The 11,995-nt window shown below is 63.9% G+C and carries 10 protein-coding genes; 9 read left to right on the forward strand and 1 reads right to left on the reverse strand.

Annotated features, from left to right (window positions below; translation table 11 throughout):
- The first annotated feature begins 33 nt into the window (after window positions 1-33).
- The 3 genes from ACW5W7_RS15210 (at window position 34) to secF (ending at window position 3,465) form a co-directional block, all read left to right on the forward strand.
- Window positions 34-501 (forward strand): hypothetical protein, encoded by a 468-nt coding sequence (locus ACW5W7_RS15210; RefSeq protein ID WP_456502243.1) that lies wholly within the window; start codon window positions 34-36, stop codon window positions 499-501.
- 146 nt (window positions 502-647) lie between these two features.
- Window positions 648-2,450 (forward strand): protein translocase subunit SecD, encoded by a 1,803-nt coding sequence (gene secD, locus ACW5W7_RS15215; RefSeq protein ID WP_434667295.1) that lies wholly within the window; start codon window positions 648-650, stop codon window positions 2,448-2,450.
- Between the two features lie 97 nt (window positions 2,451-2,547).
- Window positions 2,548-3,465: a protein translocase subunit SecF gene (gene secF, locus ACW5W7_RS15220; protein ID WP_456502244.1), complete on the forward strand. Its 918-nt coding sequence runs from the start codon at window positions 2,548-2,550 to the stop codon at window positions 3,463-3,465.
- A 58-nt stretch (window positions 3,466-3,523) separates the two neighbouring features.
- Here secF and ACW5W7_RS15225 read toward each other — a convergent pair whose 3' ends face one another.
- Window positions 3,524-4,126: a DUF924 family protein gene (locus tag ACW5W7_RS15225; RefSeq protein ID WP_456502245.1), complete on the reverse strand. Its 603-nt coding sequence runs from the start codon at window positions 4,124-4,126 to the stop codon at window positions 3,524-3,526.
- A gap of 210 nt (window positions 4,127-4,336) precedes the next feature.
- On the opposite strand from ACW5W7_RS15225, the gene ACW5W7_RS15230 reads away from it, so the two are divergent.
- From ACW5W7_RS15230 to ACW5W7_RS15255, 6 genes are all read left to right on the forward strand, one after another.
- Window positions 4,337-5,248, forward strand: a complete 912-nt coding sequence (locus ACW5W7_RS15230; RefSeq protein ID WP_349921850.1) for a DUF808 domain-containing protein — start codon at window positions 4,337-4,339, stop codon at window positions 5,246-5,248.
- A gap of 136 nt (window positions 5,249-5,384) precedes the next feature.
- Window positions 5,385-7,163 (forward strand): M3 family oligoendopeptidase, encoded by a 1,779-nt coding sequence (locus ACW5W7_RS15235; protein ID WP_456502246.1) that lies wholly within the window; start codon window positions 5,385-5,387, stop codon window positions 7,161-7,163.
- Between the two features lie 151 nt (window positions 7,164-7,314).
- Window positions 7,315-9,123, forward strand: a complete 1,809-nt coding sequence (locus ACW5W7_RS15240; RefSeq protein WP_456502247.1) for a M3 family oligoendopeptidase — start codon at window positions 7,315-7,317, stop codon at window positions 9,121-9,123.
- Window positions 9,124-9,339: 216 nt separating this feature from the next.
- Entirely contained in the window at window positions 9,340-9,879 is a 540-nt protein-coding gene (gene ycfP, locus ACW5W7_RS15245; RefSeq protein WP_349921853.1) for an alpha/beta hydrolase YcfP, read from the forward strand.
- An 81-nt stretch (window positions 9,880-9,960) separates the two neighbouring features.
- Window positions 9,961-11,253, forward strand: a complete 1,293-nt coding sequence (locus ACW5W7_RS15250; protein ID WP_456502248.1) for an NAD(P)/FAD-dependent oxidoreductase — start codon at window positions 9,961-9,963, stop codon at window positions 11,251-11,253.
- A 64-nt stretch (window positions 11,254-11,317) separates the two neighbouring features.
- A complete protein-coding gene (locus ACW5W7_RS15255) occupies window positions 11,318-11,992 on the forward strand; it encodes a hypothetical protein (protein WP_456502249.1) in 675 nt (224 codons plus the stop codon).
- The last annotated feature ends 3 nt before the right edge of the window (window positions 11,993-11,995 follow it).

Raw genomic sequence — 11,995 nt, forward strand, 5'->3', positions numbered from 1 at the left:
AAGGCCTGCCACCCTTGTCCTTGTCAGGCCCCTGTGATAGCTTGCCCCCTCTGTTACTCGGGAATTAACTGTTTGAGCCGCCTGGATAAAGTGAAACTGGCCGCGATGACGCTGCTCATTGCGCTGACCCTGCTGTTCTCTGCCTTGCCGGCGGGGGGCATCGCCGTATCCGCGGCGCAGCAGGGGGCTGAGCAGACCCAGGCCTTGCACCTTGTCAGCCAGAGCGACGACGGCGTGGTCAAGTTTGTCGGGTCCAACCAGACACATCTGCTGCGCCTCGAGCACTCCCTGCGCAGTGACAATGGCCCCGGCAAGGTGGTCTACGAGCTGGTGCAGAGCTGGTCCCAGCAGGCGATCCTCTTGCTGCTGTGCGGCCTGCTGTTCCATCTCGCCCTTCATTACCCCAGGCAGAGTTTCCGGCATCACTTCGCGACGCTGCACAGCCGGCGTCTGCAGCGCCGACACCTGCAATACCGCTTCACCCAGAGTTTCCTCGCCTGACTCCGATGGGGTCAGCCTGCCATCTGTTGCCTCATCGTCTCTCCGTAGCTGTTTAGTTTTACTAAACGGTTTGGCTGTCTTGTTTCGTTTTTTTACGCGATGTGCGCCGTCACATCCGTCGCTTTCGCCTGACAGAGGCCGATTTCATGAGAAAAAAGAGTCATCTCATCCTGAACCGCATGAGTCTGTGGCAGTACGCCCTGCTGCTGCTCATGCTGCTCACCTTCACGTTTTATTCCCTGCCCACCTTCTTCGGTGAGCAGCCTTCCCTCGGCCTGCATGGCCAGTCTAGCCTGACCGAGGCCCAGCGCACCCTGTTCGCCGAGCACCAGATCTCCCTGCAAAAAGAGGTACAACAGGGGGAGCGGGTGGAACTGGTGTTCGACAGCCAGGCCAGCCAGCAGCGGGCCAAGCAGCTGCTGGAGCAGCAGGGCTTCGAGAGCGCGGCCCTGACCCTGGAGTTCCACTCCAACGCCCCGACCTGGATAAGCCAGCTCGGCGCCGCCCCCATCAAGCTCGGGTTGGACTTGCGCGGCGGCTCCCAACTGCTCATCGGGGTGGATCTCGATTTTGTCATCGACAACCAGACCCGCAACCTGGTGGACATGTTGCGCACCCAGTTTCGCGAGGCGCACCTGAGGGGGGCCAACGTGGCGCGGGTGTCGGCCGGGGAGGTGAGGGTCATTCTGCCTGAGGGGGTGGAGCAGGGGCCCTGGCTCACCATCATCCGGGACAGCGCCGGCACCCGCCTGGATCAGTGGCGCCAGCAGCGCAGCGGCAATGAGCTGCGGCTGGTGATGACCGAGGCCGAGCGCACCCTGCTGGCCAACAACGCCGTGACCCAGAACCTGTCGATCCTCAAAAAGCGGATCAACGAGCTCGGCATCGTCGAAGCCTCGGTCCAGCGCCAGGGGCAAGACGGTATCCGCATCGAACTGCCGGGGGTACACAATCCCAAGCAGGCCAAGGAAGTGATCGGGGCGACCGCCTCCCTGGCCTTCTACGAGGCGCAGGCCGACAGCCATTTCTTCATGGCGGATCGCAGCGGCCAGGCGGTGGGGCTGGCCCGCAAGCCGGTGCTGACCGGTGAGCACATCGTCGACGCCCGCGCCGGCATGGGGGAGATGGGGCAACCCCAGGTGAGCATAGTGCTCGACAGCCTGGGGGGCAGCAAGATGAACCAGTTCAGCCGCCAGCACGTGGGCAAGCCCATGGCCACCGTCTTCACCGAGTACAAGACCAATGCCCAGGGCAAGCTGCGGGCCCAGAGCGAGGTCATCAACGTCGCTACCATCCAGACGGCCCTTGGCAACCAGTTCCGCATCACCGGACTCGCCAGCGTGCCCGAGGCGCAAGAGCTCGCCATGCTGCTGCGGGCCGGCGCCCTGACCGCGCCGCTGAAGATCCTGGAGGAACGCAGCATAGGCCCGACCCTGGGCTTGCAGAACATCGAGGCGGGTTTCACCGCCCTGGCGTTCGGCATGGCCGGCATGATGCTGTTCATGATGGCCTGGTATCGCAAGTTCGGCTGGGTCGCCATCACCGCGCTCATCGGCAACTTGCTGATGCAGGTGGGCATGCTGGCGGTGCTGCCGGGGGCCGTGCTGACCCTGCCGGGGATCGCCGGCCTGGTGCTCACCGTCGGCATGGCGGTGGACACCCATGTGCTCATCTTCGAGCGGATCAAGGACCGCCTGCGGGAGGGGGGGAGCCTGGCCAATGCCATCGACTTTGGCTATCGCTCGGCGTTTCGGACCATCTTCGACGCCAACCTCACCACCTTGATCTGCGCCGTGGTGCTCTACTCCATCGGCTCTGGGCCGCTGCAGGGCTTCTCCATCACCCTGATCCTCGGCCTCATCTCCAGCATGGTGACCGGGATCTGGGGCACCCGCGCCATCATCAACCCCCTGTGGGGCGCGAGCCGCGCCAAGTTGTTGAGGGTCTGATCATGAGCAGACATCGCGAGCTGTACTCTGGCGCCGCAGGTTGCGCCCATCGCCTTCCGCAGGAGATCCTGCCTTATCCGCTTTCGAGGGTAGAACAATGCTGAGAATGATCATCGCCATGGGGCTGACCCGCTGGCGTTATATCGGATTGTGGTTGTCCGTGCTGCTGACCATCGCCAGCATCGCCGTGCTGGCCGTCAAGGGGCTCTCCCTCGGTCTCGATTTTACCGGCGGGATCCTGCTGGAGTTCCGGATCCAGACCCTGAAGGAGGCTCATGAACTCAACGCCCTGCTCGTCGCCCCCCTGGCCGGTGTGGTGGAGCTGAGTTCGGCCGGTGTGCCCGGCGAGTGGCTCATCAAGCTGCCCCCCCACGAGTTGCCCTGGCCGGCGGAGGAGCTGGCGGCTCTGCTGGGCCAGCAGCTCTCCCTGCCGGTGGAGCTGCTGCGCACCACCATCGTCGGGCCCCAGGTGGGCGCCGAGCTGTTCCAGCAGGGGATGCTGGCGGTGCTGGTGGCCTCCCTGGCCATCTCCGCCTACCTGGCGGTGCGCTTCGAGTGGCGCCAGGCCATCGGCATCCTGGTGTCGGTATTGCACGACGGCCTGGTGGCTATCGGGTTGTTGGCGTTGTTTGACATCGAGTTCGATCTCAACGTGATCGCCGGCCTGATGGCGGTCATCGGTTACTCCTTGAACGACAGCATCGTGATTTCTGACCGGTTGCGGGACTTGCTCGGTTCGCGTACCCAGATGGGGATCCACGAGTGCTCGGACGTGGCCATCAAGGCGACTTTCAGTCGCACCATGATCACCTCGGGCACCACATTGTTCACCGTAGGGGCCCTGCTGCTGTTCGGTGGCGATGCCCTCTACGGCTTCTCCTTCACCCTGTTCGCCGGCATTCTGGTGGGGACCCTCTCCTCCATCACGGTGGCGTCCACGGTGCAGGAGCTGCTGGGTCTCTCTCCCGAGGCCTATCAAAAGAAAGAGGAGAACCCGCTGGCGGAGGCGGCCTGACGCCCTCGTGACAGCCATAAAAAAACGGGCCAGCTGGCCCGTTTTTTTATTGGGTGGCTCAGAACCCCGAGCCGGGCTGGGTCAGGAACACTGCCTCTTCTCCCTCATCGGCGCGCCCCAGGATGGCGTTGCGATGGGGGAAGCGACCGAAGCGATCGACGATCACCCGGTGGCGGCGGGCAAAATCGGCGAAGCCTTCGAAGGTGTCTCTGGCCTCGCCGCCCGCCTGCTCCGCCGCCAACGCCTCGAACAGGGCCACGCTTCTGGCCTGCTGCTCGGCGGATTCCGCATGCTCAAGGGGCAGGTAGAAGAAGACCCGGCCAAGGGGCGAGAGCGACTTGTCCGCCCCCAGCACCAGCCCCTTGAGGCAGAGCTCCCGCGCCTTGGCGTCCTGGGCGAAGGCCGCCGGCGTGCCTCTGTGGATGTTGCGCGGCACTTGATCGAGCAGCAGGATCAGCGCGAGGCGTCCGGCGGGCACCTCGGCCCAGCCAGTCAGGGTGCCGCTGGCGGCAGACTCGGCCAGAGCGCCGAAGCGATGCAGGATGAGGGCATCGGTCTCGCTGCTTTTGCCCCACCAGAGGGGGGCTTGGCGCCGGGCGCGGGTGACATCGTCGGCGTCATCGCCAAACCAGAAATCGAGCAGAGATTGCCAGGGCTGCATGGAAACTCCTTGGGCCAGAAGGGCTTGCGGGTGAAACAAGGCCAACTGGCCCTGTCATGGGGGCTGCCGAAACGGCGGCTTCTCGCTACACTGTGCCATCTTTTGCCCGAAATGAGGAAGCCCTCATCGGCGCGTCCGGTCGAGCCCCCCTTGGTCAGACTGGCTTTCGCGATGACCGCTTGTTCGTTACCCAGATGAGGAATAGACGATATGGCCGGAGCCAGTTTGCTGACCCTGCTCGATGACATTGCCAGCGTGCTCGATGACGTGGCGCTGATGACCAAGGTGGCGGCGAAGAAGACCGCCGGGGTACTCGGGGACGATCTCGCCCTCAACGCCGAACAGGTCTCCGGGGTGCGGGCGGAGCGGGAGCTGCCCGTGGTGTGGGCCGTGGCCAAGGGATCGTTTCGCAACAAGCTCATCCTGGTGCCCGCCGCCATTGCCATCAGTGCCCTGGTGCCCTGGCTCATCACCCCGCTGCTGATGCTGGGGGGCGCCTATCTCTGTTTCGAGGGGGCGGAGAAGCTGGTCCACAAGTTTCTGCCCCATGACGATGTCGCCGAGCCCAGCGGCCCGGTCCCGGACGATCTGGTGGCCTACGAGCAGCAGAAGGTGAAGGGGGCCATCCGCACCGATTTCATCCTCTCCGCCGAGATCATCGTCATTGCCCTTGGCACCGTGCAAGGGTCTAGCCTCGGCCTGCAAATTGCCGTGGTGGCGGGCATCGCCCTGCTGATGACGGTGGGGGTCTACGGCCTGGTGGGGCTCATCGTCAAGCTCGATGACATCGGCCTGCACCTGTTGCAAAAGCCGGATGGCGGCACCCTGCGCCGCGCCGTCGGTCGGGGCCTGCTGGTGTCGGCTCCCAAGCTGATGCATCTGCTGGCCCTGGTCGGTACCATCGCCATGTTCATGGTGGGTGGCGGCATCCTGGTCCACGGCTGGCCCTTCGCCCATCACCTCATCGAGGGGGCGGCCGCGAGCCTGGCTCCCCTCGCCGGCGTGGGGGCCGTGCTGGCCGCCGTGACGCCGACCCTGCTCAACGCCCTGGTGGGGGTGCTGGCGGGCCTGGTGCTGGTCGTGGCCATGACGCTGGTGAGCCGACTCAAGCCCGCCAAATAGGCACTGATCCTACTGACCTTGCCGGTGTGACCCGGGTGGGGGCTAGGCAATCGCCAGCCCCCTTCGTACTATCGGGTGGCGACTGCCCACCAGAGGCGGCGCCACCCGATTTGGACGCAAACCAACAAGGACAGTTATGACTCCACTCGTCTGGCAGGATGATCACATCTTCGCCGCCCCCGACTGCCCGGCCGTTGACGCCGGTTTCATGAACGCCGCCAAGACCCTTGCCTCCCTCGATGAGCAGCTTGCCAGACTGCCGGATACCCGGGATCCCAACGCCCTGCGCCACCTGTTGCGGGACATTCGGGAACAAGGCAACGCGATCAAGCGCTTTGCCCTCAACGCCTGGATCTACGGCTATAACCGGCTCAGCCAGAATGGCCGGGACGAGGCCGCCAAGGCACTCTACTCCCGGGCCCAGCAGTTGCAGGCGACCCTGGCCCAGTGTCTCAAGCCGATGGCCCTGTTCTGGGTGACGGTGCCCGAGGCGCAGTTGCGGCAGTTGCTGCAAGATCCCGAGCTGTTCGAGCTGGCCTATGACATTCGCCATGTCCGCCGGTTGCAGGATCAGTGCCTCTCGCTCGAGTCAGAGCAATTGATTGAGGGGCTGGCGGTGGACGGTCTGCTGGCCTGGGGAGATCTCTACGACAACCTGGTGGGCAGGCTCAGCCCCCGGGTGGAAGGAGAGGCCATGGGGTTGGCTCAGGCGGACAATTTGCTCTCGCACCCGGACAGGGCGCGCCGTGCCCACGCCTGGCACGGCATCCAGGCCGCCTGGGGGGCAGAGCAGGAGACGGTGGCGGCCATCCTCAACGCCATCAATGGCTGGCGCAACGAACTTGCCACCCAGCGCGGCAGACAGCGCTTGCTCGATGCGCTGGATCTCTCCTGCCATCAGGGACACCTTGAGCGCCGCACCCTGGCGACCCTGATGGGAGAGGCGGAGACCCACAAGGAACTCGGCAGGCGGGCCCTGCGCGCCATGGGCAGTGCCCTTGGCATCGTGGATTTCGCCCCTTGGGATCTCTATGCCCCGCCCCCCGCGACGAGTCCGGTCGCCATCAGCCTGGCAGAAGCCCTGCGCCTGGTGGCGGATGCCTTCGAAAGCTTCGACCCCGAAATGGGGCGTTTCGTGCACCTGATGGCCGAGCGAGGCTGGATTGATGCCAACCCGAGTGAGAGCCGCCGCAGCGGTGCCTACTGCACCGAGTATGCCGAGCCCGCCGAGCCCCGGGTGTTCATGACCTTTGAGGGCACCCTGGACAATGTCATCACGCTCGCCCACGAACTCGGTCACGCCTGGCACAGCTGGCTGCTGCGGGATCTGCCGCTGGAGCAGCGGGAGTATCCCAAGACGCTGGCCGAGACGGCGTCCCTGTTTGCCGAGGCCCTGGTGCGAGAAGCGCTCTATGCGCGGATGGAGACCCGGGAGCAGCGGCTGGACATCGCCTGGATGGATGGCGAGCGGGCTGCCAGCATGCTGCTGGATGTTCCGTCCCGTTTTGATTTCGAACGGGCCCTGGTGGCGGCACGGGGACAGGGCTATGTGGGCGCGAGCCAGCTCAGGGCCATGATGAAATCCGCCAAGGAGCAGTGGTATGGTGACAGCCTTAGCCAGTACGACGAGCTGTTCTGGGCCAGCAAGGGTCACTTCTCCATCGCCGATCTCGGCTTTTACAACTACCCCTATCTGTTTGGCTACCTGTTCAGCCTGGGGCTCTATGCCCAGAAGGAGCGGGCCGGTAGCGACTTTGTCGACGCCTACCGGGCGCTGCTCACCGACACCGGGCGGATGAGTGCCGAGGCGCTGGTGGAGAAGCACCTCGGCGTCGACATTCGCGAGCCCGCCTTCTGGCAGGAGAGTCTGCGTTATGTCGAGGAGGCGGTGAACCGCCTCGAGCGGCTGGTGTGATCCAGCCGCTCCGGCAGGCCAGGGGCCAGCACCGCGCTGAAAGGGGAGAGTGCTGCGCGCCATGTGCGTGAGCCGCCCCAAGCATCTTTTATCCGTGGTCCGCAGCGTCGGGCCACGTCATTTTTTGATAACGAATCAACACGAGTCAACGATGCAACCCATTCAATATCCCCAGCAGTGGCAAAACCAGCATATCTATCCCTCCCTCGACAGCAGCGTGCTGGAGGCGGACATGAGCCTGGCCCGTGCCAGCCTGGCGGAACTCGATGCCTTCATCGGCCAGCTGGCCGGCGTGCGGGACAACGGGGAGGCACTGCAGGATTTCCTGCGCGAGGTTCGCCTGCGGGCGCAGCGCATTCGCAACATCGGCTGGAACGTGGCGGTGCTGGCGGCCTCGAAGGGCAGTCAGGATGCCCTGGATCCCCTGGCCAAGCAGCTGGCCTCCCGGGCACGCGCCCTCAACGCCGATCTCTTCAAGGCCCTGGCGCCGGTGGAGGATCTGATGCTGGGGCTGCCTGAGACCGAATTTGGGCAACTGATGCAAGACCCCTTGCTCGGGGAGGAGGATTACCGCCTGCGCCACGAGCGGCGACTGCAGGATCAGCGCCTGCCGGTGGAGGCGGAGCAGCTGGTGATAGGGCTTGGCACCGATGGCCTGCACGGCTGGGGCAACCTCTACAACGATCTGGTGGGTAAAATTCGCCTCTCCATCGGTGGCCGCGAGATGGGGTTGGCAGAGGCGAGCAATCTGCTGTCGAGCCCGGACAGGGCACTGCGCAAGGCGGCGTTCGATGCCATCAGCGATGGCTGGGCGGGGGAGCAGGAGACGGTGGCCGCCATCTTGAATGCCCTCAACGGCTGGCGCCTCGAGCTGGCTCGCCAGCGTGGCAAGACGCGTCTGCTCGATGCCCTGGACCTCTCCTGTCACCAGAGCCATATCGATCGTGCCACCCTGGATACCCTGATGGCCGAGACCTATCAGGCACGGGGGCTGGGCCAGCGGGCGCTGACCCTGATGGCCGGCAAGCTCGGCATTGCGGTGCCGGGGCCGGAGGATTTGTTTGCGCCGCCCCCTGCGGTCAGCAACCGGGCCATCCCCTTCGAGGAGGCCATCGCGCTTATCGCCCAGGCCTTCACCGCCTTCGATCCCGAGATGGGGGCGTTCGCCAGCATGATGGCCGAGCGGGGCTGGATTGACGCCGCCCCTACCCCGAACCGGCGCACCGGCGCCTACTGCACCAAGTTCGCCGATCCGGTGGAGCCGCGGGTCTTCATCACTTACGCGGGTACCATGGACAACGTCATCACCCTCGCCCACGAACTCGGCCATGCCTGGCACAACTGGCTCATCCGGGACTTGCCCATGAGCCAGCGCAGCTACCCCATGACGCTGGCCGAGACCGCCTCCATCTTCGCCGAGACCCTGGTGCGCCGCGCCCTGTTCGAGCAGGCGCAGACGTCAGAGGAGCGCTTGGCCATCGCCTGGGCCGAGGCCGACGGCGCCGCCACCTTCCTGGTCAACATCCCGGCCCGCTTCGACTTCGAGCAGGCCCTGGTGGCGGAGCGAAAGGGGGGCTATGTGTCGGCCGCAAGACTCAGCGCCCTGACCGACGAGGCCTGGGGACGCTGGTACGAAGAGAGTCTGGCGCGTTATCACCCGCTGTTCTGGGCCGCCAAAGCGCACTTCTCCATCGCGGGCTTCGGGTTCTACAACTACCCCTATCTGTTCGGCTACCTGTTCAGTCTCGGGGTCTATCACCAGTTGATGGCCCGCAAGGGCGCAGGTGAAACTAACGTGGCCCAGGCCTATCGCGCCCTGCTGCAAGACACTGGTCGCATGAGCGCCGAGGCGCTGGTGGAAAAACACCTGGGGCAGGATATCCGCGAGGCGGCGTTCTGGCAGGGAAGTCTGGCCCTGGTGGCGGAGGCGGTCGCTCGCTTCGAGCAGGCGCTGGACTGAGTGAGCTCCCGTCGCCGCTCGCGGCGGGATCTTCGACTGGGCTGAGGGGGCTGGGCGGCGCTTTGTTGCACGTTCTCTGCTCAATTCGGGAGGAAAAAGGTTTTTCCGGCGGCAACCGGCGTGATCCAAAGCAAGAAAGTTGGATGTTTTGGTGGCGCGCGGCCCCGCCGCTGGAGTAGTTTCGATAGAACCGACACAGTTTCCGAGGTCTTACCCATGATCATCTACCTGCATGGCTTCGATGCCACCAGCCCGGGCAATCATGAGAAAGTGCTGCAATTGCAGTTTATCGATGATGATGTGCGCTTCGTGCACTACAGCACGGTTCATCCCCGTCACGACATGAGCCACCTGCTCAAGGAAGTGAAGAAGCAGCTCGACATGAGCACGGACCCCAAGCCCCTCATCTGTGGCGTCGGTCTCGGCGGCTACTGGAGCGAGCGGATCGGTTTTCTGTGCGGCATCAAGCAGGTGATCTTCAACCCCAATCTCGACCCGGCGCACAGCATGCAGGGCAAGATAGACAGGCCGGAAGAGTACGAAGATATCGGCACCAAGTGTGTAACCGAATTTCGTAATAAAAATTCAGGAAACTGCCTGTGCATCCTTTCCGTTCAGGATGAAATCCGCGATAATCGGGCCACTGAGCGTGAACTGAAGAACTATTACGACATCGTATGGGATGAGCGCGAGACCCATAAATTCAAGAACATCTCGCACCATCTGCAACGGATGAAGGCCTTCAAAGAAGCCTGAGCCTGCGCTATCACGTCGACCAATTTCGTTTCAGGGAGCCAATGGCTCCCTTTCGTTTTGAGGAACTAAGGGAAAATCATCATGATGAATATTGTCGTTGTTGGCGGCGGCGCCGGCGGTCTCGAGCTCGCGACCAGTCTGGGCCGCAAGCTGGGCAAGAAGAACAAGGCCAAGGTGACCCTGGTGGATCGCAACCGCACCCACCTGTGGAAACCTTTGCTGCACGAAGTGGCCACCGGCTCCATGGACGCGGGCATCGATGCCCTGAGCTACCAGTCCCACGCCAAGAACCACGGCTTCGAGTTCCAGCTCGGCAGCCTGACCGACATCAAGCGCGACGACAAACGCATCGTGCTGGCCCCCATTCACGACGAGAACGGTGAGCTGGTGGTGCACGAGCGCGAGCTGCCCTATGACTACCTGGTGATGGCCATCGGTTCGGTCTCCAACGACTTCAACACCAAGGGCATCAAGGATCACTGCATCTTCCTGGACAGCCCCTCCCAGGCTCATCGCTTCTACAACAGCATGATGAACCGCTTCCTGCAGTTCGCCACCGAATACCAGCCCGGCGACAAGGTGAAGATCGCCATCGTTGGCGGCGGCGCCACCGGGGTGGAGCTCTCCGCCGAGCTCTACAACGCGGTGGAACAGCTCTACGCCTACGGCTTCAAGAACCTCACTACCGAAAGCCTCAAGGTGACGCTGGTGGAGGCGGGTCCCCGCATCCTGCCGGCGCTGCCGGAGCGCATCAGCGGCGCCGCTCATCAGGAGCTGGTGAAACTCGGGGTGGATGTGCGCACCGCCACCATGATCACCGAAGCCACCAGCGATGGGCTGCACACCAAGGATGGCGAGCTGATTGAAGCAGACCTCATGGTGTGGGCTGCCGGCATCAAGGCACCGGATTTCATGAAGGAGATCGCGGGTCTTGAGACCAACCGCATCAACCAGCTGGTGGTGAAAGAGACCCTGCAGACCACCCGTGACGATCACATCTTCGTCATCGGTGACTGCGCCGCCTGCCCGCAACCGGATGGCAAGTTCGTGCCGCCGCGTGCCCAGTCTGCCCACCAGATGGCGACCCAGGCGTTCAAGAACATCCTGGCGATGATGAACGGCGGCGAGCTCAAGCCCTACCTCTACCACGACCACGGCTCGCTGGTATCGCTGAGCCGCTTCTCCACCGTGGGCAGCCTGATGGGCAACCTGATGCGCGGCTCCATGATGGTGGAGGGTTATATCGCCCGCATGGTCTATATCAGCCTGTATCGCATGCACCAGGTGGCCCTGCACGGCTACATCAAGACCGGCCTCATCATGCTGGTGGGGCGCATCAACCGGGTGCTGCGCCCGAGCATGAAGCTGCACTGATACCGCTCAGGGCCCGCCTCTCCCGGCGGGCCTTTCACTTTCCCGATATCGACGAGATCCCATCGTGAATCCAACGTCTTGCGAGGAGCATTGCCCGGCCGGAGTCGCCGAACCCCTGAGAACCCTCCTGCTGGCGGCCTGCGACATCCTGTCCCTGCTGCTGCTCACCCTGATCCCGACCCTCACCGTGGCCCTCGATCTGCGCTGGCTCCACAACGGGGTGGGGGAGACCTCCATCACCGAACTGCTGCAAGAAGGCGTCCTGCTGGCCATCGTCATCGGCCTCTACTGGAAGGGCAGGGCGTTGCCGGAAGTGCGCGCCTTCCTCTGGTTGCTTGCCGGTTTCTTCGGCTGCCTGCTGATCCGCGAACTGGACATCTTCTTTGACATGATCCGGCACGGCTTCTGGATCTATCCTGCCCTGCTGCTGGCCATGATGACTTTGAGGCACAGCTGGCGCCAGGGTTGGCAGACGCTGCTGCACGGGGCCGCCCGGTTCGTACGCCACCGCAGCGCCCTCTTCACCCTCTTTGGCCTGCTGCTGGTGACGGTGTTCAGCCGGATGTTTGGCAGTGGCTCCCTGCTGTGGAACGAGATCCTGGGGGTGGAGATGGCCTTCGAGTTCAAGACGCCATTGCAGGAAGGGATCGAGCTGCTGGGCTACATCTATGTGGCCTACGGCATCCTGACCCAGGGCGGTTATCTGCGCCAGGAGTCGGCGGCGTCAGTTCACCGATAAAAA

The sequence above is a fragment of the Aeromonas intestinalis genome (assembly GCF_054052485.1).